The sequence below is a fragment of the Vibrio tapetis subsp. quintayensis genome (assembly GCF_030409945.1).
GTDB classification, from domain to species: domain Bacteria; phylum Pseudomonadota; class Gammaproteobacteria; order Enterobacterales; family Vibrionaceae; genus Vibrio; species Vibrio quintayensis.
In genome coordinates, this window is the sequence record NZ_JAUFQV010000026.1 from 315,703 (window position 1) to 340,040 (window position 24,338).

The following is a 24,338-nucleotide window of genomic DNA, read 5'->3' on the forward strand; positions in this document are numbered from 1 at the left end:
TCATGAAAAGCTGTTATATTTCACGACCTTGATTCAATACTGTTTGAAATTACGTCAGCTTTCATGGAGGAATAATGCGTACTGTTTTGTTAGAAGGACAACCGATAACCCCATCTAAGATTGTGTGTGTAGGGCGTAATTACGTTGAACACATCCATGAGCTGGGTAACGCCATTCCTGAACAAATGGTGGTGTTCAATAAACCGAACTCCTCTATTTCACCTCAGCTCTATGCGTACCATCAACACGAACAATTGCATTACGAAGGTGAGTTAAGCTTCATCGTTAAGAACCGCCAGCTTGCGGCGATTGGAGTGGGGCTTGATTTGACGAAGCGCTCGTTGCAAAGCGCGCTTAAATCTAAACAATTGCCGTGGGAACGAGCTAAAGCCTTTGATGGTTCAGCGGTCTTTAGTCGTTTTGTCTCTCTAGACGGTTTAGACATCAACCAGTTTTCGGTTGAAGTGTACATTAATTGTGTTCGCGTTCAGTGCGGTCACATCGAACAAATGTTGTATTCTCCGCAAGTCATCCTCGAAGAAGTATTGGCTTATACCACACTAGAAGATGGCGATATTTTGATGACAGGCACTCCAAAAGGTGTCGGTACGGTTGAAGTTGGAGACGTCTTTATGATGCGCTTAAAGCATGCTGACCAAATCTTGCTAGAAACAGAATGGTTAGCAGAATAGGTTTAAAAAAGCGATTTTCATTGATGTAAATTATGGTTGGCTTGAGTGGTATTTTTGAGCTGATTACTGTCATATTTACTAATACTTAGAATGAGATATCACTCTCAAACCGTGGGCTGTGCATTTGAGACACTTAACTCTGTTATTTCATAAAATCAGAGCTTATTAAATGATGAAGAAAAGGATTTTCCTTATCATGTCGACTTTAGCGTTATCCTCAGGATGCGTTCAAGTACCTCAAAACGACGTAAAACTATATACCCACAGTTCCGCTGCGCTAATTGAGCAAGTTGACAAACTCATCGCTGAGTATCACCTCGCCACGTTCGAGCGCAAATTAACCATGCTGTCTGTAGAAGTCGGCAGCAAAGGCGAGGGGTTACTATCCAGTTCTAAATTGGCGTCTATCGAGACAACCTCTGCGCCACAAAACTTGCCTATCGTTCAAGCGTCACAAGCCTTAAAAGCGTATAGCGAAGCCTTAATGACCCTCATGCAAGCCGAGCACTCAACAGAGACTGAATTGGCGAGTGTTGACCTATATCGGTCTATTTCTCAGGTGAATACCAGCGCCGCAGAGCTCAACGCGATAGACGCACCACTTAACGAAGATAATCTTCGACTATTTAGCAGTTTGGTTGCTCAGCTAGGCAATGCTTATTCTGAGAAAGAAAAACAGCAGGCGATCAAACGCATCGTATTGGAAGCGGATCCTGTCGTCAGCTTACTGTGCGAGGGCATGCTAGAAACCCTTGAACAAAGCAACATTGCGGTGGCACTTTCAACGTCTCGTTCTTACGTATTAGCCGAGGAAATTCGCGACTTTAACAACCGCGTTCAAATACGAACCATGGCGTTGAACAAAAGCCGCAAAGAAGTGGAATACCTTTATCGCCGTTGGCAAGAAGTTGCAACAACACAAATGGCCGTTGATCAATCCATCTCTGCCATAAAAGCCGTTCAGAAAAGCCATCATGTGTTAGCGGATGAGCTTACGCGAGATGTATTCGCGAGCGCTGCCATTAAACAAGCCATTGCAGAAATGCAGGAATTAAAGCAAGGCTTTGATAGTGTCGATGAGCTGCTCGCGACCTGCGATGGCACGGTCGAAAAGAAAAACAATCAACTGATCTGTAATTCATAAGGACATAAAATGCAGGACGTCGTACTCAAAGAGCTTCAAGAAGCGATTGATAAGCACAATTTGGTGTTAGAAATAACGTTAGAGCCTGATCAAACCGCGGTGCTGCGTTCTCAATTATTGCAATTGTTTTATCAAATGGACAGGTTGGTCAGCGAGCGTTTAGCGAGGCAAGATGATCAATGGTTACAAGCCATCGATAGCCTAAAAAAATACAAAACTACGGCCGAGCAAGCGAGCCTTAAAGTGTCTCAGCAAGCAGAAGTGATCACTCATGCGGCCCAGGCCATTAACGTTTTGGATAAAGTGATCAACAAAGTGCTGTAGATCGGGTTAAACCTAACTTGTCTCACCGTCATGGCTTCATGTATTGTTAATGTAAATCAAACGCATAATGGATGTAATCATGCAGGTTCGAATTGGATTGGTAATACAGGCACTATTGGCGGCGTCGATCTTCTATTTGGGTTACACCATCTACACGTTCACTCATACGATCGTAAAAGTAGTCGACACCTATCCTCAAGTGATGGAAGACATCAACGCCACTGCCGACAAACTTGAAATTGAACAGTGGTTGCTAGTAGCAAAAACCTTTGAAAATATAGCGCCTCAAGCCATAGCACTTGCTGCTGAAATAAAAAGCACCGTGGGTGATGTTAACCAAACCATTTCTTCCGTGGATCAGAAAATCCCATTGATACTCGATGAAGTGAAGGTCATCCGCACCGCAACGCTACCAAGCGTGCTTAAAACGGTCGATGTGATCAACAATCGAACTGTGCCAGATACCTTGTCTGAACTGGCGTTATATCGAAAAGAAGTCATTCCACCCGTGATCAAAGAAAGCCAAGCACATCGCCAAACAACAATACCAACCGTGGTTGCTGAATCTGAGCATCTGCGCCGAGATGTGCCTGTTATCCTTGCTAAGGTCGATGAAATCGTAGAAAAAAGCGAACAATTGACTCAAGAAGCTACGCAAGGTGCTGTTAAGGGCGTAATTCTTTCGCCAATCAATATATTGCGTGACGCTGGCGAAGGGCTTCGATTCAATTTAGAGCCAGAAGACAGTGAGGTTAAGAATTAAGGAAGCGAAGGTAGCACCTAGTTACTGTTCCACAAGGCTACGCAATTAATGGTAAATCTGGCGATGTAGGCTTCATCGGCATGCGTCACGCTGAAACTGAGTGGATTTCTTCACAGGCCTTAACGAGCACGGAGTTAACGTTGAGTCTCTGGCGCTAGGTGATTCTAAGTACGTCTCTGAAGGCGAGATTAACTACCTTGAAGTTACTCACAGCCTGATTTTAGCATGCACTTCGCAATCCACGACGTAATACTCAATTCAAGTTGAACTGGCGAATGCAGCAATCAAAGAAGTTAACGCACGTGACGGTGACGCTCTCGCTTCCTTCGACAAGCGTGATTCAAGTCTTGAGGGTCGTTTCACTCGCGTTGCTACTGTTCTAGGAATGGGTATCGCCAGCCCCAGCCCCACAAATGGTTGGTTACGGTAACGTTGTAGACATCATCAACAAAGATTACTACTTCCGTACTACTGACAACCAGCAAATCCGTAAAGTTGACTTAAACAAGATTGACTTCTCTATGGTTGAGTACACATCAATGACTATCTACGATATTGCACTACAGTTCCATGACGTAACAGTCACTCAATAAGCTAAAATTTAGTTAAACGGAAGCCGACCTCAGGGTTAATGCCATTCGCTTAAGTGCGAATGGCGTTTCTATTTCAACTTCTCGCTGGGTATTTAGCTGCTTTCTTCAGCAACTGAGTGGTTTTTATCACATGGGAATTCTATGTGTATAAGCAAACTAAGCAAATTTAAAAGGACTAGAAATAGTACCTCACACCAACCCATGCCTCGGTTTGCCAATCATTCGGCATTGACGCACCTTTTACATCAACATCCGTTTTGGTAATGTCATAACGCGTATTCAGCCACCAAGTTCTTGCGGTGTTCATCGGCACATTTAACGACGTTTTAAATGAGAAGTTTTGCATGTCGATATCATCGCCAGAAAGATCCTGCCACTCAGGTACAAAAGAGATATAAGCGCCAGAGTCTCCGAGATGCTTCGCAGTAATCAAACCAAGCGAGTATCCAGTTAAATCATCTTTAGATGAGGTAATACCAGGGATCTCCATACTACCCGTCATCAGTCCTGCTCTTGGAAATACTAGGAAACCAGCGGTGTAAGCAGGATTTATCGCAACAACCCCACCAACCGATAACAAATCGTTTTTAATGCTAGTACGCGTATTAATATAGTCTAATGAAAGACCCACTTTAGGTGTCGCTTCAGTGCCCGTTTCAAAGACGTGAAAGTACTGGATTCTAGAGTTACTATATTCAGTACCGAATTTGTCTGGATCTCGAAGTGCTGTGTTACTCTCATCGACAAAGGTCCCTTCAGCCAGTAAGGCAAACTGTTGGCCGTTTTTTAAACCACCAGACACTTGCCCCTGAAATTGGATATCTGAACTACCATTAAACATCAATGCGGCTTGAGTATAAACTTTGGTGACATCAGCAGGGTCGATAACTCGTTCTGAATCTGCATGTGCAGGAAGGGCTAGAGCTAAACTCAATGGGATTAATAGAGCAAAATTTTTCATTATATCTCTCGAAAGTCGTTTGCTTCCTCCTTGAAGCCTGGAACATCCTGTTGGGTAATAAATTGATTATTTGTCAGCAAGTAGTTTTGCAGCAGAGCGCATTAGTGCCGGACCTTTATTCTCACCAAAACCAGAGTGGTATGGGTTGGTTGAGAACATCACACCCACAAAGTCACGCGCAGGATCGATGTAAATAAATTGTCCTAGGTTGCCGCTTTTTGACATCGCACCATCATTGAAAATGAAATCAAACTGGTATGCGTTGTAGTCCGCTTTTTCGTTGTAAGCGTGCAGTGAGCTGATCTCTTTGCTAGTGCCTACGAATGCTTTTGGGTCACCGCTGTCACGAATACGATCAATCACAGCTTGTGAAACCACTGGCTCATCAGCCACCGCTTTCCAGCTAGGTGTGAATAGCGTGCCCCAACGAGCCATGTCTTCTAGAGTTGATGAAACCAAGCCAACCGCGATAGCCATGCCATCTGGCGTTAAGTTGAATTGCATTGGTTGACGTGCGTACACTTTTGACCAAACACGATCTTCGAATACTTGAGTCCATGTTTTGTTTTCAATGTTTTCAACTAACTTAGTCAGTACCATGGTATTGATAGATGCGTAACGGAAATGGTCACCTGCTTTCTCGCCATCTAGCTTCTGAGCGCCTTTAGCGACATTCATCCAAGCTTCCATCTCACCCGTCTTAGCTCTTGGTGAGTTAAACGATGCTGCGAAGAAACGCACCACGTCAGAGTCTGGGTTCAAGATAGACTCTAATGTCTCTTCATTGTCTAGAGCGGTCGACATGTTCAGAACTTGGTGTACTGTGATGCCATCCCAGTTCGTTCCTTTCAGTTCAGAAACATACTCTGTGATGTCCTTTTCAGGATCGACTTTGCCTTCTTCCACTAACATCGCGATTACAGTACCAACTGTCGTTTTTGCAGTAGATGCCCAGACATGCGTGTCTGTCGGCTTCATGCCTGGGTAAGCTTGGTAAACGATCTCTCCTTTGTGAATCAACATAAAGCCCTGAGTACGGAACTGCTCATCCGCCAAGTACTCGTCCATTGTCAACGGACCTTTGCTTTCAGTGTCAACTTTGAGTGCTGCTAGTCGTGGGTCGATATTTTTGACTAACGGTTTGTATTCTTCGTTTGGAGCCGCCAGTGCCGTAGGTAGAAACTCACTCATATGCATGTTGTAATAAACACTGTGGTCGCCGCCCATCTGCCAGTGGAAGTTGTTGAATAACTCACGAGCTGAATCAGTAAAACTTGGGGTGAATGCTGTACTCGCCTCTTGCACTGTTAAGGTAACCTGAGCGCCTTTAACTTTTAGTGCTTCTTCAACTGGGTTTACTGCAATAGCAAATGACGATGCGGTCGCTAATGAGACTAGAACGGCAATGTGTTTAAGTTTCATAATTGTTCTCCTGTTTGGGTTGGGAGAAGTATAGAGAGAGGCGTTATACTTAATTAGGTCACTTGGTGACATTTAATGGTAGGCACAAAAATAATGAAAGCATCATCGAATACCACCAACATACTGCTCACTTCGACCAGTAACATTGCCCCGTATATTCAGTATTGTGACAAACATAGTCTCGATTGGCGCACCGTCGCCGTTGCGTGCGGTCTACCCATTGAGCTAACACAATCCAATCAATGGCTTCCTACACAAGATGTGATTCGCTTCATTCATGGCCTTGAGCGTAAGTTTGGCTATTCGATAGGGATTGAGGTTGGACGTAGAGCCTCTCTAGATCAATTGTCACCTGAGCTAGACCGAAAAATTGACCAGTGCACTTCACTAGAGCAAGCTGTACGCTGCTTGATTACTGAAATATCGACCTTAAGTAATCACGTCAGCATATGGACGGAAAAAAGCGATGGATTGTGGTGGCTGTGTCATCGAAGTTGCTATCACCCATCGACCTCAGGTTTTGAACAAGCCGAATGGTTTCGTGCCCTGACCGTGATTAGCCTCTGTCGTAAGTTCATTGACAGTCGCTGGCAACCATCACACGCCAAGTTTGTCTCTAAGCACAACAGCACACGTAAATTACCTAAGCATTTCTTTGATTCTGATATTCAGTTTGAAGAGCAATATGGTGCGTTCTCGATTCCACTGCCTGATGATTATCGTGCCATTTCAGAACAAAATAGCACCCAAGATTGGCACCAGGCCGTCGAGACATTGATAGAGACCTATGCGACTTTACCTTGGTTTAATATTGAATGGTTTGCCACCATGCTCGGTATGACAAAGCGAACACTGCAACGAAACCTGAAGAGTAAAGGTATTCTCTTTAAAGAGGCCAAAGAAAAGGTTCGGGAGAGTAAAGCCAAGCAGTTGCTCGATGAAACGGATCTTTCAGTGCAAGAGATCAGCTGGCAAGTGGGTTACAGTGATTTGAGTAACTTTAATCGTGCATTTAAAAGCTGGGTAGGCACAACAGCGCCAAGTTATCGAAGCTGGGAGAAAGAAGAGTAGATCGTTACATACTAAGTATGTAGGCGCGCTGTACCATGTAACCTCTCGGGGTAATGTTCACCAACCCCTTATTTTTTGTGTAAACGTTCGGACTTTAAGCGGACACACACCAAATAGTATGACCAAACGACTGACTTTACTTCGATACCGCTCCAAATTCATAAGTCCCACCTTTTCCTACCTTGCACCATTGCTATCCTGTCAAAAAACACGGAGAAAGCTCATAGCCACCGCAAGAAAACAACTCATATCCATCGAGGCGACCCCTTACTATCATTGCGTTTCTAAGTGCGAAAGACTGTAGTGGCATAGTTAATTTGGCCACCTAGTTAGAGGTGATATCATCACCTCATAAGTTAACAGGTGACATTATGACGAAACGTACAAGGCGACTTTTTAGCGCTGAATTTAAACTAGAGGCAGCCCAACTAGTCCTCGATCAAAACCACTCAGTAGCTGAAGCTGCTCAAGCCATGAATGTGGGCAAGTCCACCATGGATAAATGGGTTCGCCAACTAAAAGAAGAACGCCAAGGTAAAGCACCTAAAGCCTCACCAATGACGCCTGAACAAATTGAAATATGAGAGCTTAAAAAGAAGCTAGCTCGTCTTGAGGAGCATAATGTGACTTTAAGGACTACTTTAAGGACTTTAAGCGGACACACACCAAATAGTATGACCAAACGACTGACTTTACGTCGATACCGCTCCAAATCCATCTCCCCCACCTTTTCCTACCTTGCACCATTGCTATCCTGTCAAAAAAACACGGAGAAAGCTCATGGCCACCGCAAGAAAACAACTCATATCCGTCGAGGCGACACCCTATTATCATTGCGTTTCTAGATGCGTAAGACGAAGCTTTTTATGTGGTGAAGACGCCACTACTCACAAGAGTTATGAGCATAGGAAGGAATGGATTGAGAATAAAATTCAATCCCTCACCCACTGCTATTGCATCGACGTATGCGCGTATGCTGTGATGAGCAACCACTACCACCTAGTCTTGCATATCAATCGCGACAAGGCTCTTGGCTTATCGCTTGATGAGGTGGTTGAGCGCTGGAGCTATGCACACAAATTGCCAGTACTGATTCAACGTTGGCTAAAACAACAAGCAAAAACCCAAGCTGAGCAAGATAAGGCGATAGACATCATAGAAACATGGCGAGAGAGGTTATGGTCATTGAGCTGGTTTATGAAAGAGCTCAACTACGATATCGCCTGTAAGGCCAACCAAGAAGACCAATGCACTGGGCACTTTTGGGAAAGTCGCTTTAAAAGCCAAGCATTGCTGGATGAAAAAGCCTTAGCGGCTGCCATGGCCTATGTAGACTTAAATCCTGTTCGTGCGGGGATAGCGAAAACCCCTGAGCAATCAGACTTTACCTCAATACAAGCAAGATTAAGAGCTCTTAACGACCAGTTTGAAACCGCGCCGTGTTTGCACCCGTTTATTGGCAGCCCAACCAACAAATTGATAGACGGGATACCCTTTAGGTTAATAGATTACATCGAATTGGTAGACTGGACGGCAAGGCAATTGCGAAACGGTAAGGCATCAATTGCTTCAAATTTACCTCCAATTTTAGAAAGGCTAAGCTTTAATCAAAAGAGTTGGTTAGAAGTCTGTACTGCATTGGAGCGAAAACGTTCAACTGCCATCGGCTCACCTTGCAACCTTATGCACGCGAAAGCCGTGCTAAATAAATCAAAAATTCATTACTACCCACTCGAATAGCACCAGCAACACACCTTTATCACTCCAAATACCACGCCAGCATTAAGTTGGCTAATGGCGTTTGTTTAAAATCCAGAGTAACGTCGACACTACCCCTAAAATAAACCACCTCATATGCCTTTTCGTTACAACAACGCCGCATTCAATGAATACGCAGCGAATTTCGTACGTCTTCCTTTAATTGCTTTGTTTTGTGTGTGTCTCTTTAATCTCTCTTTAATCTTAAAAGACGTTAATGGTTAGTATTATCGCCTTAGTTGTCTACCCAGTAGCTTTTTATTCATCGATGAGGTTGGCTGGAGTGGCAATAGGCACGGTTATATCTATCTCTACCGCTCCTTTCTTTTCTGTTTTTTTAGAGTGTCTATTTAGCAAAAAGACTAACATCACTAAACAGTGGTTGCTTAGCTTCGTAGTAGGAGTGGCAGGGATTATGTTGTTGGTCACTTCTGAGTCTTCCTCGATCAACAATATTGATCAAGACACGAGGTTTGTTGGTATCTTACTCGGCTTTGTTTCAGGTATGACTTATGCGACTTACTCATGGGGAGTAAAAGCTATGATTGACCGAGGTGTACAGTCACAAGCTGCTATGGGCTGCACTTTTGGGTTTGGTGCTATTTTGCTTCTACCAACACTTTTTATTACGGGAGATAACCTGTTTGCGTCATCGACGAACGTAATGATTATTGGCTACATGGCATTGATCCCGATGGGAGTAGGTTATATAGCTTATGGGTTTGGATTAAGATTTGTGACTGCAAGTAGTGCAAACTTACTCACTTTGTTTGAACCAGTTATCGCTGCTGTACTGGCCGTTGTTATTGTGGGAGAGTCTATTTCTTCGAGTGGGTGGATTGGTATTGTGTTGATACTCGTTTGTTTGTTACTTCAGTCTAAAAACTGAATGGAGTTAAGTGATTTTGCTATACCTGAAGCCATTCATAAGTTGCCCAATGAGCGATTGCAGGACTTGAAGGGACAGGCACCTAAGGCCCTTAAAAACAGGTTCCATGTTTGCTTTATTTCGCCAAGACTAGCACATTTAATAACTAGAAATATCCAGATACTAATGATTATTGGTGTAATTCAGTGGTGAAGTGAAGGTGGGCACTTACTTAGACGTTTTCAATACAGAACCTTATCTAGATAGGTACAAACTGAACTGGCTTTCTAAATCGTGTATGTCCCAAAATGTGTTAGCAATGCTGTGTATGGGTATATGCCTGAATTCGATTGTTCCGTGTTCGGTACGACGATAGTGGAGCCTGGACTTTGAAGGGACAAGCACCTAACGCCACAACAAAGTACCCGCGTTACCTTATACCACCCGCTGTTTATTTCCTCGGAACAATTAATTCAAAAACTTTCCTGACATTTTCGATGTGTTTGAATCTAGGAATGCCATCTCCAGCCGCTATGAAGAAGAAAATTATGGGCATTGGAGTAAAGTGAGCAGATCGGATTTTCTCTCTGGAAGCAAAGGTGATACTTCCGGATTTGTCACTATATTCTTTAATGGTAGCAACGTTCTCCAACTCGGAAAGAGACAAGCTGTAAACCGTTTTGCTAAATCTCCTGCTCACAATTATCACACGTTTATTTGTCACGCCGTAATAAGAGTGGGAACGATAGATCTTGTCGCTGTGAAAACGCCAGAATAGAAAGAAGGCGGTAAGCAACATAAAACAAGTTAAAGCGGCTATCGCTGGAAAGACAGATACTTCAGGTCGCTCAAATAAAGAACTGTATAATGTTGCCATCACAGATATAGCTATTGCTAGAAAAAGAACACCTATCGCTATGGATATATAGTCTAAGCCTTGGACCACAACGCCTTGTTTTGGCCTACCTGACCAGATAAGTTTCTCTTCAGAACCGAGCTCTTTTTGAATGTATTCAAGTGTCATTGATTCTATTGTTGATATGAATAACGAAAGCTGAGTCTAACATGCTTGTTGTTCGAATAGTCACCTTACTTATGATGATGTTGTCATGAGACAAATCGCCCAAATTTTGGGACCTGATCTACCTGTTTCGTCTTGAACCAAGTATCCAAGACGTGCGCCAAGCCATCTTTGCATAATCCTTGCTATCGTATTACATCAATATCATTCTCGACATGACTGTTGAGATAGCGAACCAACGCCTCCTAAATAACAAATCAGATGACTAATTCGTTGTGGATTAGAGCGATAAATTTCTCGAAAAACAGAACTGTGTTGTTAACTGGGAGCGTGTTTTCTGACTTCTACTGTATAAATTTATTAACACTTCTTGAAGAGGTAACCTCTTATTGATTGTCGACATTCCGTTTGTTTAACGTCATCTTATATGGCTTCAACGCCTTCAATTGAATCGCCTCACCTATTGTTTTGAGTCATTTTACTGTTGGGCGTGCTCACGGCGCATGAAGTGCTGTTGAATGTCATTACGATAAGGATATTGGAATCATGGATAAAGATCATAGTCTTCGAGAAAACCTGCTGGCTTTAATTCTTGGTAGTGCGCTTGTGTCATTGGGCGTGATATTTTTTAACCAAGTTGGGCTCTTAACTGGGGGAACCGCAGGGCTGTCTATCTTCATCACAAAAGTGTCTGATTTCTCATTCGGTCAGGTATTCTTTGTGTTAAACCTTCCTTTCTATATCTTGTCGGTCACTCGTATGGGGTGGCGCTTTTCTATTAACACGTTTATCGCGGTAAGTATTGTCTCATTCGCGGTTGATCACCTTTACCATGTCATTCAGATCGCTCATATCGAGCCGTTGTACGCGGCGCTGGTTGGTGGTGGGTTGATTGGTATGGGAATGCTGGTGATCTTTAGGCACAAAATGAGCCTCGGTGGCTTTAATATCTTAGCTCTGTTTTTACAAGAGCGTTTTGGTATTCGTGCTGGCAAAGTGCAAATGGGATTGGATTGCTCAATAGTGGTTATGTCGCTGTTTATCGTCAATATTGAGTTGATTGCGCTCTCTGTACTTGGCGCGATAGTCACGAATCTCATATTAGCAATGAACCACAAACCAGGGCGTTACCAGGCCGTTATTGCAAACAACTAAATGAGACAACAGCTAAACGAGTCTGAATATTGACGACTTAAAGGGACAGGAACCAAAAGTCACAATTGGTAGTTTTGGTATGGCGTTCAGTGCTGGCACACCTTAATGCAGGTGTTGGCTTGCTTACTCAAATTATGGAGGATTAAATTAAGTGTTATATCCAAAAGCTCTAAATACCGGTGACAAAATCGGCTTTTTCTCACCGTCATCACCAGCCACAGTATTTGCAGAAATTCGATTTGATCGAGCTAAAAATTACCTTAAATCAAAGGGGTTCGAGCTAGTTGCAGGCACTCTAACCGGAAAAACAGACTCCTATCGTTCTGGTTCAATTCAAGAACGTGCTCATGAGTTAAACGAACTTATTCGTGATCCAAGTATTCGCTGTATTATGTCTACGATTGGAGGCAACAACAGCAATGCTTTATTGCCGTATATTGATTATGAAGCCCTGCGTAATGACCCTAAAATCATTATAGGTTACTCAGACGTTACCGCCTTACTCATGGGTATCTACGCCCAGACTGGGCTAATTACATTTTATGGCCCTGCCTTGGTTGCTTCTTTTGGTGAATTTCCACCGTTAGTCGACAAAACATTCGACTCTTTCATTGATATATTATCTTCAACTTCTGGTATGTATTCTTATTCTATACCGGAAGAGTGGACAGATGTTCGGCATAACTGGGATACACAAAACTCAGGTAAGCCTACCTATCCTAATGAATGGAAATTTGTCGGTGATGGGATAGTTGAAGGTCGCATTGTGGGTGGTAACTTAAATACAATGGCTGGTATATGGGGGAGTCCATATATGCCAACCATTCAACAAGGCGATATCTTGTTAGTCGAAGACTCATTATGCGGCATCGAAACCGTAGAGCGATCTTTTGCTCACTTATTTGTTTGTGGTGTTTTCGACAAAGTAGGGGCAATCATATTGGGTAAGCATGAGTTGTTCGATGATAAGGGGACAGGGCGAACTCCACTTGATGTCTTACTTGAAGTATTGAATGGTAAACCTGTACCAATTTTTTATGGCTTTGACAGTTGTCATACCCATCCTATGCTTGTTACACCCCTAGGTATCCAAGGGAAAATCGACTTCGATGACCACAGTTTTAGCCTTGAACAGAAATGGGTATCAACAAACTAACAAGATAGTCGGTCTCCCGCTCCAATATGTTGCTCGCCCTTAAGGGGGACCTAGGGCTGGCACCTAACGCCAAAACATCAAACAATCAGGGTAACTCGAGGGCTGTACAACTATTTAAGGGTTAAAGTTGCATATAGTATTAACTTACCATTAATCTTAGGTAGTTTTTTAAGCTAAGATCTCAGCACTTGAGGCAGGAGCACAAATAGTTGTTTACCATACTCATGATAGTGGTAATTGTCGGGGCGCTTATTACATGGAGAGCGGTCAGTCGAATATCAAAGCTAGAAGGCAAAGTTTATAAGCTCAATCAAGAGCTTTCAGAGTTACGTTCACTGTTTTTAGAACGGACGAGCTTCTCTGAACGTGAACAAACCAGTGAACCTCCTACTGTCGTTGAGGCAGAGCTCGCTCAATCTTGTGCACCGATTCACTCAGATGACCCTGAAGTCACTTCAGAGCTAGTTGATACGTTTGCAACTAAAGCGCAAACACAGCAGGCAGATGCACCAGAGCCCATTAAGTCTGATGATGTTCAAATAGCGTTTACCCAACCCCGTGAGCCTGCATTTGAAAAACAGAGCAGTAAGCTAATGGCCAATCTCCAAGAAAACTGGTTAATTTGGGTCGGTGCATTAGCAATGCTGATTGGTGGGGGTTACTTAGTTCAAGTGATCGGTAGTCATATCGAGTTTTCTCCGTTCATGCGTGTGACGATCGCGCTTTGTCTTTCGTTAGCGACGGTTTTTGCTGGCGAGTGGCTTCATCAAAAAGAACAGAAAATCCCACTGCGATCCAAGCTAGCGCAAGGGTTTACCTATGTTCCCGCCGCCATCACGGGAACGGGGTTAACGGGTATTTACGGCACTGCGATATTCGCCTTTGTTGTCTATCAGCTGCTAACCCCAAGTGTGTCATTGGCGATTTTAGCGGCCGTTGCGTTCTCAAGTCTTTTCTTATCTTTGCGCCAAGGTCCTTCGATGGCCGTACTTGGGCTGATTGGTGGTTACACTGCGCCATTATGGATTGCTGGAGCCGAGCCTAATTACTACTTGCTCGCGGGGTACATCTGCGCGATCTCTATTGCAGCCACGATGTTGATGCAAACCGTGCGCCGCAACTGGATCGCCCCAAGTATTGCGGTTCCGCATTTCATGTGGATGCTGGTGATGACAGAGGCAATGCCAGCAGAGCAGCTATTCCCATGGTTGGCTATTTTCTTGTCATTTACGCTGTACTTATTGTTTAGTGTACCAAGGCTAGGGTGGGCGCTGAACCCACGCTATCGCCATGGCCAGAGTCAATGGACTCATTCACCTGTAGCGGTTTCGCTTGCTATCGTATTGCTGGTTTTGTTTTCGGCTGCTTGTATTTCTGAGCCGAGCGCGATTCAAATTACCTTCTTTTTTGCCATTCTAATCTTATTAGTTTGGCTACCTGCGATTCGTAAAGGTTGGTCTTTGCGGGCTTTTCTGCCGTCTATATTCGTGTCTTCAACGGCAATGTTGTTGCTCTTCGTTGGGATCGATTCTGTTTACGTCATCAATTCGCAAACTTGGTTGCTGGTTATGTTGGCGTCGAGTATCGCGCTTATTGCCGCAAGAATGTTCTTCCAAGTCTGTGCGGGTGATCGATCGCATATAGCCAAAGTCCTGTTGTTAGTACTCACGTCGCTGATGACTTTGACTACTTTGCTATATATCTATCAATTTATGGGCGGCTACTTATTCGCTTGGACTGTATTCACCGCTTTAGTGGCTATCCATTACTTGGTGCTTGGCCAGCGCTTGAAATTCTTGGCGCAAGAATGTTCTGCGATTGTGCACGCCATTATTGCGACCATTTTTGTTGTCTGGCTTAATGATATTTGGGTTACAACCGCGCTTTCTATTCAAGTAGCGGTCATGGCCCTGCAAGCTCAACACGGTTTGTTCCGCCCTGCTAATTGGGCGATCAAGATCGCGATGGGTATTTTGGTGGTCAGGCTAACCTTGTTGCCATTTATTCCAGAGTGGCAACCTGTCAATGTGGCTCATTGGGGATGGGGGCTGACCAGTTACCTGCCTTCTTTATTGATTCTGGCTTACGCACGCACAATACTTCAGCGTACAGATTTCGAGCTGGTGAATTGGTTTGAAGGGGCGTTTTTACACGTCTTTGTAATGGCGATTTTCACTCAAACTAACTATTGGCTAACTGGCCATTATGGCTACCTAGGCGATGTTGATTTTACCTCAGCTGTTGTGTTCGCCAATCAGGCTCTGGTTATGGGCTTGGTTTACAGCTATCGCAGCCAATTTGCTCAACAATTGCAGCGTGTCTATCAAGGGTATAGCTACCTCCTTTGGGCGACATTTGGTTTATTAATCTTGCTACTTAATACCCTAGAATCACCACTTGTGGTGAATAACGTCTCGGTAGAGGCGATGCCAATTTTCAATATGTTGTTACTAGGCTGGTTCTTACCCGCATCAATCCTTATCGTTACCGCGTTTATACGTTGGAACACACTACAGATCCCAAGGCCAATAGTGGCAGGCCTCGGCTTTACACTTGGCGCAATTTGGTTAGGTTTGTCGATACGCCAGTTTTGGCAATCGGTTTCTATGTTGTTATCGCAACCGACGAGCATGGCAGAGCTGTTTAGTTACTCCGTCGCTGGCTTGATTGTGGGCAGCCTACTTACTTGGGGTGGTGTCATGCGTAAAGCGCACTCAGTGCAACGCCTCGGTTTGATTGTGCTAGCTTGTGTCGCGTTAAAAGTGTTCTTGTGGGATGTACGTTCCCTAGACGGTTTTTGGCGAGCGATCAGTTTCTTAGGGTTAGGCGGCTCATTGATTGCCCTAGGGTGGCTGTTCCAGAAGTTAAATCGTTCTGTAGTTGGGTTGCCAAAATAGGGAAACGGCTGTTAATGGGTCTTTAGGTTGACCCATTTAGCATAAAGGTGATGAGTAGATTTCAGCTATTTAATTCGTCACTCCTGAAACAATGTACCCACGACAGCCAATTTTAGCGCTGTAGGTTAGCATTGTTATCAGGAATCTAATTGATGCGCGCGCTGACCAAAACAGAAAAATAACGCTTAAACATCATGAACCATCCGAATTATAGATAACCGGCAGATGCCCCCGCCAACGCTGCCATAATTGCGGATCAGTCAAAAGCGATGCCATAAAGTGAGCGACATTCGCTCGGCTGGTCTGCCCGGCATTAAAAATAGGATCACGGGTGGGGGAGTGATGTACATCATAAGCACTCGGTGCGACTTGATCGACTAAGCTATCGGGCCTTACGCCGACCCACTGAATGTAGGCTGAGTCTTTTGTTATTTGGTTTTGCAAAAACGCAGCCGCCTGTTCGTTATCGACATGGGGAGGAAGTAGTATTCTTAATAAGCTGACGACAGCAAAGTGAGAAGCCGATACTAATTCTCCGGCACTCTTATTTTGATTTCCGGTCGTGTTCATCAATACAAACTTAACGGGCTGTTCCGGTTGCAAAGCCTCTATTGCACGGCAAACTCGCTTGGTTACATTCGTCACCAACCTTCTTGGCTGGCCGAACATGCCTTTAAGGGTTAGGTTATGGCCTAAACAAGAAACAACGGAGTCACACCCTCGGAGGTGCTCCATCAGTTGCTCGTCACTCATATCTAACACATTGTCGACAGTAATCGTGACGAGTTCATGCACCTTTATATGCGTTGGCAGCTGCTCTGTACTCCTCACAATCAATTTTGTTTTTTTACCTCGTTGGATGAGCTGTTCAACAACCAATCGACCTGTTGCTCCTGTTGCCCCTAAAACCAGCGTTGCCATAACGTGTCCTTGTAAGTGTTGGAATTATCGCTACTATACCTATACGTCTTTGGTGTGTGTATTGGCGAAAATTGCATAGGGATATACGTATTTGTATGAGTTGGTCATCTGTTTGTTTTGATTGGAATCGCACTCGCGCTTTTTTAGTAACCGCAGAAGAAGGCAGTTTGTCTTCGGCTGCAAAAGCGTTAGGAATGACACAGCCAACCTTGAGTCGCCAAGTGGCTGCACTTGAACATGAAATTGGCGTTACGCTGTTTGAACGAGTGGGCCAGAAGTTAGTACTAACCCCTAGCGGCATAGAGCTGCTTGCTATGGCAAAAAAAATGGGCGAGGCCGCACAAGAGTTCTCGTTGGTTGCGGGTGGGCAGTCTCAGGTGCTTGAAGGTAATGTGGTGATATCGGTGTGTGAAGTTGATGCCATCTACCGGTTGCCGAATATCATTGCCCAATTAAGGCAGCAAGAGCCCGGAATCAGCATAGAAGTTGTGGTAACCAATGAAGTGAGCGATCTAAAGCGACGTGATGCTGATATTGCGATTCGCAGTTTTCGCCCAACCCAACCAGATTTAATCGCAAGAAAACTGGGGGAAGAAGTCATATGGTTATATGGCACCCCAGATTATCTGCATCCATACAAACACGTCACCAAATTAAGTGATGTTCAAGATATTCAGTTGATTGGCTTTAGCGATGTCAGTCGAGTTATCGAGGTGATGAACCAGAGAGGCTGGCGGTTAAGCAAAGATAACTTTCAGGTGACGACGTCTTTTCAGCCGCTGCAACTGAATTTATGTAACCGGAGTCTCGGGCTTGTTTATTTGCCTCAAGACATGGCCGAAAAAGAGCCTCAACTTATGCAAGCTTTCTCTGAATTCGGGCCGATTATGAGATTGCCCGTCTGGCTGGTTTGCCACCAAGAGCTTCATACCAACCCAAGAATTCGCCGAGTATTCGATTTTGTCGCCAAGCAATTTCAGGCTCAGTTAGTTGAGTGAAGGTTTATTAAGGAAAATAAACAGCCCAAGCCTGACTTTCGGCACTGGTTTGAAAGGCCAACAGGCCCTATAATGCGCGTCTAGAAAATAAATAGGTATTTACATGAAAATTTGTGGTGTTGAGCTTAAAGGTAACGACGCGGTTGTTTGTCTTCTTTCCCTATCTGACGGTGTATTTAACATTCCTGATTGCCGAGTACCTAAACTTGCAATCGGTGACGCTAACGACACTGAAAAAGTAAGAGAATTTCAGTTTTCTTTCGCTAAATTGATGGAAGATTACCAAGTAGATAGAGTTGTGATCCGTCAGCGCCAGACTAAAGGTAAATTTGCTGGTGGCGCGGTAGGTTTCAAACTTGAAGCTGCAATCCAGCTTATTGAAGGTCTTAATGTGCGAGTGGTTGATCCAATGGAGATCAAAGCTAGCTTAAAAAGAAACCCACTGGCTGTTAACTTCAAAGAAATGGGCTTAAAGCAGTATCAAGAAGAAGCATTTAACGTTGGTTACGCTTGCTTAATGAACCGCAGCGAATAGGCTAGCAATAACACAGTGTTATAAGCCGGTGCCTTGCGGGCATCCTGATGAAAACCACCTGTTTAGGTGGTTTTTTTGTAGGTACGCTAATTCTCTACTTCGTAACTCTTCATAGTAATCGGCTTGAAGCGATACTCGCCAGAAGCGCTGAAGAATTGGCAATCGACATGTCATCAACATCGAACTTAGATGCGTGTCAATTGATTGTGTGCCGAGTGCCTTGTAGGGCTGTCTTAACGCAGCAAAAGCGAGCGGAGCTTACTTTTATTGATAGCCCAAACTAACGGAATTGTTAGCGTGATGGTGCCGATAACCACGAGTAAATCTTTTTCCATATTGGCTAATTCCATCATACCCGCCACATTGTTCATCAAGATAACAACAGGTAGGTGCGCGACGTAAACTCCGAGTATTAGAGCTGACGCTGAAAACAAATTTGGAATGCGTCGGCCGAAATCAGGAACGGCAAGCAATGCCATGAATAGCCCGAATGCCCACAGCGGCGTACCGAACAAAAAGTCGTGTGTATTGAACGCAATGTCGAACCCCATTAGCCAATATGCCTCAAAGAAATGCACCGCTAGCCCGAAAGCAGATAACACCAGTGCTTTGTTTAAAGAAAGTGAGAACTGATTTTTGCGCACCCAATAGCCAAGAGTGACCATGAGTAAGCTAAAAAATGGCCCATTTCGGGTGAAGAATGGTGTCCATAATTGTGTCAGTTCTTGGTAACTGCCTGCGAGCACACCGTATACGTACAGAAGTAGCGCCATTGGCAGGATCAACGTCACTTTGTGTTTATGAATGCATAACGTCATTAGTGCAAGGGCGCACAGTAAACCAGGGATGTACCATAAATGGACTAACCCTCCCTCCATTAACGTATTGAGAGGAGCCTGCATGAGCCAACTCCAATACCCCATTCGTTCAGCCAAATACCCATCAGTGGCAACGACGTGAAGGTTAAAGGGCATCACTAAGCAGATAACACTCCAAACCAACCAAATTTTGACCAGAGGTTGACTGTAGCGGATGAAAGTGAAAGCAGGTGTGCTGTCTAATTTTGGCTGAATGAGATAGCCAGATATGAGAAAGAACAAAGGAACGGCAAATCGGCACAGTTGGTTGACAATATAGCCAACCCACGGGACTTCATCGACCAATGCATAAGTTAAAATAACCTGGCTATGTAGCACGATAATAGCCAGCATAGCGAGGATTCGGCCTAGCTCGAAGCTAGCGATTTTATGAGCGGATTCTTGAGGCATACTCTTAACCAGATATTCAACAGAACTCACAAATTACCAGCTAAGTGTTTGAAAGTAATGTCTAGTATCAATTTTGATTTCTATTTTACAAGTTAACGTTTAATTGCCTCAATGTTTGCGAGAAGGTTCACATTAGGTTGAGATTTGAAAGTAACACAATGCCAACGGTGTATGTGGCCAATGATGCCACGGTGGTTAGGGCTATGATGTTTGCAGCCAGAGTAGGGTTTCCGCCCATCGCACGCGCCATAACATAACTGGCTGCTGCGGTTGGTGCTGCGGTCATGAAAAACAAGATCCCGAGTTCGATGCCTCTAAAGCCAAATAAGTAGCCGCCAGTGGTGATCAGTAACGGGCACAGAACCAGCTTACAAATACTTGCAAACCAGGTACTCATTTGCTCATCTTTCAATGATTTAAGGTTTAGTGAACCGCCCGTGCATAGGAGAGCTAACGGCAGCGTCATATCGGCGAAGTATTGCCCTGCGCTTGTTAGCATATCGGGAATAGGGATCGAGAGTGAAAAGCAAGCAAACGCGGCCATGATGGCAATGATTAGGGGGTTCTTAGTGACGGTCTTTACGATCATTGCGTACGCTTTAACACTGGACGATTCGTTCTTAGGGCTAAGGGCGATGACGGCTAAAATGTTGTATAGCACAGTGGTTGACGCGACATACAGCGCAGCAATCGCAACCCCTGAATCCCCGTAAGCATTAGCGATATATGCAAGGCCAATGATCGCGGTGTTAGCTCGAAACCCGCCTTGAATGATCACGCCGTTGTCGATGCCATTTTTGAATAAAACTTTCGTTGATAACGACGTGAATATGAAGAACAGAATGTTTGCTGCCAAGCCATAAAATACAAACGGCAGACTTTTTTCAAAATCATGATCAGCATTCACGATACTCAAAAATAACAGAGCAGGTAATGTGACTTGAAACACCAGCTTTGAAGCGGTTTCTATAAACGGTTCGTTGATCAAGTTGATCCGCTTTAACACAACCCCAAGCAACAGCATAAGAAATATTGGGCCAGTGATCGTGGCGGAGAAAATAAACTGTTCAAGCATGATGTTGTCTTCGAGGGTGTATATATTAAATCATACTAATAGTTTGTCGGTTAATTATCCAGCTTATTCTAGATGATTAACGCAATGAATATTATCTCTATGAATTCAAACTAAATTGGTTGTTATCCACTGATGGTGTGAGTGAGATTGAACAGTAATCCATAGGGTTACCTTTATATTTGTAATACAAGATGTTCCTCTATCTGTGTTGATCTACCAGAATCGGGTTGCCGTCTGGATCTTCAATAATGAAGCTTGCGGGCCCTGTAGACTGAGTGTTTGCTTGGCTAACGAACTCCACACCGTCTTGTTTGAGTGTTTCCTGCAATTGCCTGACGTCAGTAAATGGATTGGTTTCTTCGGCATCGTTATTCCAACCGGGGTTAAAAGTGAGAATGTTTTTTTCGAACATGCCTTGGAACAACCCAATAATGCACTGTCCATTTTTTAAGATGAGCCAGCTGCTAGGCTCGTCTCCGCCTGTAACAACAAAGCCGAGCTTTTCATAAAAGGCTTTTGATGCCTGTAAGTCTTTTACGTTCAAGCTGATTGAGTGAGCGCCTAATTCCATATTCTTACCTCGATATAAACAGTCTTTATGTCATTTTAGCAGTCTATGAGTAATAGAGGCTCGAAATACGGATGCGCGCCTAGCCTAAGTGTCATTTTTGTTGCTAATGAGCGTTTTAATTTTAGATATCAAGGTGTCATATCTAACAGGAAGTTGACGATTGCGCTTTCTAACAAGGTATAAATTTTCAGTTACGGTTTTGGCTGGGGTGTGAATGTGCAGTTTGTCTTTGTGTGGGAATAGATCTACAGCACTTTTCGGTAACACAGTAAAACCAACGCCCATAGAAATCGGCAGCAATATCTGACTAAGCTGGTTTATTTTACTAGTAATAGGTAGCTTTTCGACGTCGAGTTCTTGTAATGCTTTGTCGCCACACGAATCCAAATACAGAGTGAGGCAATGCTCAGCGTCTGGGTGGTGAATCAGCCCACATTCGGCCAAAGTTTCTTGTGTGATGGCCCTGCCTCTATATTGCTCAGGAAGAACCAAACAGAGTGTTTCCTGCCCAATTTCCTCAAAGCTAAATAAACTTGGTGTTGGGATGTGGGTGACAATACCAAGATCGATGCTTGAGTCTTGCAACGCCGTCAAAATGTTGTGGTTTGGCGCAACTTCTAGCTGAGTCATTAGCCCGGAATGCTGTTTTTGCAGCTTGATGAATTCGGGATAAAGCCGCAACGATAGTGCCCCTGAACATGAGAACTTACAGGCACCTTTATGTGGGTCGTCGAACGCGAGCGTTTCGGTTAGCTTATTGGCGTGTACCTGTTGTTGTTTCGCGTAATCGTAAACTAACCTGCCACGTTCTGTGAGCTCAACACTTTTCCCGTCGCGCTTTAGTAACTCATAACCACAGGCATGTTCCAGCTTTTTAATATGCTGACTAACGCCTGGTTGAGTCATATAAAGGGAATCAGCCGTTTTGGTGAAATGGCCGATGTCAGCCAAGGTACAAAACGTCTTGAGCCAAAGTGGATTGAGCATATCTTATCGCGCCTGTTATCTATTTGTTTCTATAGGAATAATATAGGTTACCCACAAAATATGTGAGTAACCTGAGTGTAACTGCTTTTATCAAACTTGGGCTAGAAATCTCGATCTGAGTGGGACAAAATGGTTGATCACCTATTTAGATGTAGCGTAAAGCTTCGGTGTCATTAGGTTCTATGTTGTGAAACATACAATGTTAGCTGCTGCATTATTTCTTGTAGCAAAGGGGATGATGCCAGAGCGTCAGGGTAGTAAAAAGATATTCCAACATCGAGCGAAGATGCCAGCTCTTTGATTGGTAATTGTTTCAGTTGTCCAGTTTCTACGTAATGTTCTGCCAAGCTGGTACTGAGCAGTGCCCAGCCATCTTTTTTCAATAACTCTACAAGGATATCGTTGTTACTCACCAACCTAAAATCGGGCGAAACTTGGAAGAAATGAGGCATGGCATTAAAGTGGTTTTCACTGATGTACTGCTTTTCTAATTGCAACTCTCCTAGCGACACGGTCGTGAGTTGGCAAAGAGGATGCGTAGGGTTAGCGTACAGAGCAAAAGCGCCACTACCTAAGTTAAGTGAGCTAATTAGGTAATCAGTTCGCTTGTCGTAGGTGTGTTGCATGATAGCCAAATGATGATTACTGCGTGCCAAAGTACTGAGTGCTTCGTCTCGATTTCTATGTAACCAATTGAGGCGAGTTTTAGGGTGTTTGTCTGCAACGTATTGCTCGATATGCACGATAAGAGAGCTCGGAACCAAGATATCGTGAAAAATATCGAGCTGGGTAACTTCTTGGCGGTATAAATTCAACATATGCACGTCGAGTTTTTCACTGTTGCGAACCAATAGGCTTGCTTGTTGATAGATGTTTTCAGCGTCACTAGAAGCGACAGCGGACTTGCCTTTGATAGAGAACAGTTGGATGGCGTAGCAGTCTTCAAGTAACTTGATTTGCTCTCGAATGGTTGTCCGGTCTTTATTCAGTTTTCTTGCTGCGCCGCTGTAGCTTCCTTCTTCGTAGGTCGCACAAAACGCAGCCAAGTGTTCATATGAAAACATACGCTCTCCAATGTTAATGAATCCCCCTCATTATGCATTATTTTGATTCGTTATGGTCGGTTAAAATAAAACTGAAGTTAATGAGATGGAGGTGAATTATGTTACGACTTATTGCCGGATGGGTACTGATTATCTTAGCGTTTTCGACCATTATCGCTCTAGTGGTTGATCGCACACCTTACCTTCGTTGCCAAAGTGGCGTTGCTTCTCATGCCAGTATTGCGGACAGCAATGTATGCGCGGAGCCAAGTGATTCATGGCATATTAATATCCAAAATCGTTAGTTTCGATCACAAAAAGGCACGCGACTATTCGCTGCCTTTATCGCATTCGAAGTTATTGTTCATTCCCCCAATTCAATACCTGCCACTGGTTTTGATGGTTACACTGGGACAATTGTTTGCAAGGATTGACCAAATAAGCATGGTCGGCATAATTGCAAAGCGGCAAATCGTTGATGGAATCGGTATAGAAATGAACCTCAGTGAAACTTTGGTCTTGCGTGGCTAGCCATTGCTCTAACCTCGTGACTTTACCTTCACGGTAGCTAGGTGTGCCGATCATTTTTGATGAGTAACAGCCTTGATACTCGGCCAGATCAATGCCTATAGCATGTGAAATGCCCAGTTTTTTTGCCACCGCTTCAACGATAAAAGTCACAGAGGCTGATACCACCACCATTTCAACATTATTGCGCTTGAGTTGGCCGATGAGTGATGCGGCCTGCACAAAGACCTTGGGCAGAATGTATTGCTCGACACATTCTTCGACCAATATCGCCACATCTGAAGTGGGCAGAGCGGCGAGCGGCGCAATAGAAAACGCGAGATAGTCTTGCATATCCATCTCGCCTTTGGCATAGAGAGCCATTAGATGTTGATCTTGTTCTAAAAAATTCGGTTGAGTCGCAATGCCTTTTTCAACCAAAAATTCATTCCAAATCATGGCACAATCGCCATTAACCAAAGTTTCATCCATATCAAAGACATATAAAGGAATAGACATCGTGCGCTCTTGAGTTTGCTCATGTTAAAGCTGAAATATAGAGCAAGTTGATGTCAGTTTCATTTCAGAGTGGGCCGGCAATGGGTCTA

The 24,338-nt window shown here is 44.0% G+C and carries 23 protein-coding genes and 2 pseudogenes; 15 read left to right on the forward strand and 10 right to left on the reverse strand.

Annotation, left to right across the window (positions count from 1 at the left end; translation table 11 throughout):
* The first annotated feature begins 74 nt into the window (after window positions 1–74).
* The 5 genes from QWZ04_RS12010 to QWZ04_RS12030 all read left to right on the forward strand — a co-directional run bounded on the left by QWZ04_RS12010 (window position 75) and on the right by QWZ04_RS12030 (window position 3,516).
* Complete coding sequence (locus tag QWZ04_RS12010; RefSeq protein ID WP_290328291.1) at window positions 75–692, forward strand: fumarylacetoacetate hydrolase family protein; 618 nt, start codon at window positions 75–77, stop codon at window positions 690–692.
* A 196-nt stretch (window positions 693–888) separates the two neighbouring features.
* Window positions 889–1,836: a hypothetical protein gene (locus QWZ04_RS12015; RefSeq protein WP_290328293.1), complete on the forward strand. Its 948-nt coding sequence runs from the start codon at window positions 889–891 to the stop codon at window positions 1,834–1,836.
* 9 nt (window positions 1,837–1,845) lie between these two features.
* Entirely contained in the window at window positions 1,846–2,160 is a 315-nt protein-coding gene (locus QWZ04_RS12020) for a hypothetical protein (protein WP_290328296.1), read from the forward strand.
* Between the two features lie 79 nt (window positions 2,161–2,239).
* Entirely contained in the window at window positions 2,240–2,923 is a 684-nt protein-coding gene (locus tag QWZ04_RS12025; protein WP_290328298.1) for a hypothetical protein, read from the forward strand.
* A 413-nt stretch (window positions 2,924–3,336) separates the two neighbouring features.
* Complete coding sequence (locus QWZ04_RS12030; protein WP_290328301.1) at window positions 3,337–3,516, forward strand: linear amide C-N hydrolase; 180 nt, start codon at window positions 3,337–3,339, stop codon at window positions 3,514–3,516.
* A 175-nt stretch (window positions 3,517–3,691) separates the two neighbouring features.
* Here QWZ04_RS12030 and QWZ04_RS12035 read toward each other — a convergent pair whose 3' ends face one another.
* Both QWZ04_RS12035 and QWZ04_RS12040 read right to left on the reverse strand, forming a co-directional pair.
* Complete coding sequence (locus QWZ04_RS12035) at window positions 3,692–4,477, reverse strand: hypothetical protein (RefSeq protein ID WP_290328302.1); 786 nt, start codon at window positions 4,475–4,477, stop codon at window positions 3,692–3,694.
* Window positions 4,478–4,543: 66 nt separating this feature from the next.
* Window positions 4,544–5,899: a serine hydrolase domain-containing protein gene (locus QWZ04_RS12040; protein ID WP_290328304.1), complete on the reverse strand. Its 1,356-nt coding sequence runs from the start codon at window positions 5,897–5,899 to the stop codon at window positions 4,544–4,546.
* A gap of 93 nt (window positions 5,900–5,992) precedes the next feature.
* On the opposite strand from QWZ04_RS12040, the gene QWZ04_RS12045 reads away from it, so the two are divergent.
* The 4 genes and pseudogenes from QWZ04_RS12045 to QWZ04_RS12060 all read left to right on the forward strand — a co-directional run.
* Entirely contained in the window at window positions 5,993–6,970 is a 978-nt protein-coding gene (locus QWZ04_RS12045) for a helix-turn-helix domain-containing protein (protein ID WP_290328306.1), read from the forward strand.
* A gap of 371 nt (window positions 6,971–7,341) precedes the next feature.
* A pseudogene (locus tag QWZ04_RS12050) lies at window positions 7,342–7,551 on the forward strand (transposase); the annotation flags it as partial.
* Window positions 7,552–7,750: 199 nt separating this feature from the next.
* A complete protein-coding gene (locus QWZ04_RS12055; RefSeq protein ID WP_290328308.1) occupies window positions 7,751–8,710 on the forward strand; it encodes a transposase in 960 nt (319 codons plus the stop codon).
* A 226-nt stretch (window positions 8,711–8,936) separates the two neighbouring features.
* Window positions 8,937–9,617, forward strand: a pseudogene (locus tag QWZ04_RS12060) (DMT family transporter); the annotation flags it as partial.
* Window positions 9,618–10,047: 430 nt separating this feature from the next.
* Here QWZ04_RS12060 and QWZ04_RS12065 read toward each other — a convergent pair.
* Window positions 10,048–10,620 carry a hypothetical protein gene (locus QWZ04_RS12065; RefSeq protein WP_290328310.1) on the reverse strand — a complete coding sequence of 191 codons (573 nt, stop codon included), beginning with the start codon at window positions 10,618–10,620 and terminating at the stop codon, window positions 10,048–10,050.
* A gap of 543 nt (window positions 10,621–11,163) precedes the next feature.
* On the opposite strand from QWZ04_RS12065, the gene QWZ04_RS12070 reads away from it, so the two are divergent.
* From QWZ04_RS12070 to QWZ04_RS12080, 3 genes are all read left to right on the forward strand, one after another.
* On the forward strand, window positions 11,164–11,772 hold the full coding sequence (locus QWZ04_RS12070; RefSeq protein ID WP_290328312.1) for a DUF6198 family protein: 609 nt from the start codon (window positions 11,164–11,166) through the stop codon (window positions 11,770–11,772).
* Window positions 11,773–11,923: 151 nt separating this feature from the next.
* Window positions 11,924–12,928: a S66 family peptidase gene (locus QWZ04_RS12075; protein WP_290328314.1), complete on the forward strand. Its 1,005-nt coding sequence runs from the start codon at window positions 11,924–11,926 to the stop codon at window positions 12,926–12,928.
* A 209-nt stretch (window positions 12,929–13,137) separates the two neighbouring features.
* Window positions 13,138–15,825, forward strand: a complete 2,688-nt coding sequence (locus QWZ04_RS12080) for a DUF2339 domain-containing protein (RefSeq protein WP_435433609.1) — start codon at window positions 13,138–13,140, stop codon at window positions 15,823–15,825.
* A gap of 192 nt (window positions 15,826–16,017) precedes the next feature.
* On the opposite strand, the gene QWZ04_RS12085 is transcribed toward QWZ04_RS12080, so the two are convergent.
* Window positions 16,018–16,746, reverse strand: coding sequence for an NAD(P)-dependent oxidoreductase (locus QWZ04_RS12085; RefSeq protein WP_290328317.1), 729 nt, complete (start codon window positions 16,744–16,746; stop codon window positions 16,018–16,020).
* Between the two features lie 95 nt (window positions 16,747–16,841).
* Here QWZ04_RS12085 and QWZ04_RS12090 point away from each other — a divergent pair, with 95 nt between their 5' ends.
* Both QWZ04_RS12090 and QWZ04_RS12095 read left to right on the forward strand, forming a co-directional pair.
* A complete protein-coding gene (locus tag QWZ04_RS12090) occupies window positions 16,842–17,744 on the forward strand; it encodes a LysR family transcriptional regulator (protein WP_290328319.1) in 903 nt (300 codons plus the stop codon).
* Between the two features lie 103 nt (window positions 17,745–17,847).
* Window positions 17,848–18,279, forward strand: coding sequence for a DUF3010 family protein (locus QWZ04_RS12095; RefSeq protein ID WP_290328321.1), 432 nt, complete (start codon window positions 17,848–17,850; stop codon window positions 18,277–18,279).
* Between the two features lie 233 nt (window positions 18,280–18,512).
* On the opposite strand, the gene QWZ04_RS12100 is transcribed toward QWZ04_RS12095, so the two are convergent.
* From QWZ04_RS12100 to QWZ04_RS12120, 5 genes are all read right to left on the reverse strand, one after another.
* Window positions 18,513–19,547, reverse strand: a complete 1,035-nt coding sequence (locus QWZ04_RS12100; RefSeq protein WP_290328323.1) for an acyltransferase — start codon at window positions 19,545–19,547, stop codon at window positions 18,513–18,515.
* Between the two features lie 127 nt (window positions 19,548–19,674).
* The gene (locus QWZ04_RS12105) at window positions 19,675–20,622 is read right to left on the reverse strand and encodes an AEC family transporter (RefSeq protein ID WP_290328325.1); all 948 of its coding nucleotides are present in this window, start codon (window positions 20,620–20,622) and stop codon (window positions 19,675–19,677) included.
* Window positions 20,623–20,821: 199 nt separating this feature from the next.
* On the reverse strand, window positions 20,822–21,193 hold the full coding sequence (locus QWZ04_RS12110) for a VOC family protein (protein ID WP_290328327.1): 372 nt from the start codon (window positions 21,191–21,193) through the stop codon (window positions 20,822–20,824).
* Between the two features lie 84 nt (window positions 21,194–21,277).
* Complete coding sequence (locus tag QWZ04_RS12115) at window positions 21,278–22,180, reverse strand: LysR family transcriptional regulator (protein WP_290328329.1); 903 nt, start codon at window positions 22,178–22,180, stop codon at window positions 21,278–21,280.
* Window positions 22,181–22,353: 173 nt separating this feature from the next.
* Window positions 22,354–23,244, reverse strand: a complete 891-nt coding sequence (locus tag QWZ04_RS12120; protein ID WP_290328332.1) for a LysR family transcriptional regulator — start codon at window positions 23,242–23,244, stop codon at window positions 22,354–22,356.
* A gap of 98 nt (window positions 23,245–23,342) precedes the next feature.
* On the opposite strand from QWZ04_RS12120, the gene QWZ04_RS12125 reads away from it, so the two are divergent.
* Window positions 23,343–23,528: a hypothetical protein gene (locus QWZ04_RS12125; protein WP_290328334.1), complete on the forward strand. Its 186-nt coding sequence runs from the start codon at window positions 23,343–23,345 to the stop codon at window positions 23,526–23,528.
* Window positions 23,529–23,580: 52 nt separating this feature from the next.
* Here the strand turns inward: QWZ04_RS12125 and QWZ04_RS12130 are convergent, their stop codons facing one another.
* Entirely contained in the window at window positions 23,581–24,249 is a 669-nt protein-coding gene (locus QWZ04_RS12130; protein ID WP_290328336.1) for an HAD family hydrolase, read from the reverse strand.
* Between the last annotated feature and the right edge of the window lie 89 nt (window positions 24,250–24,338).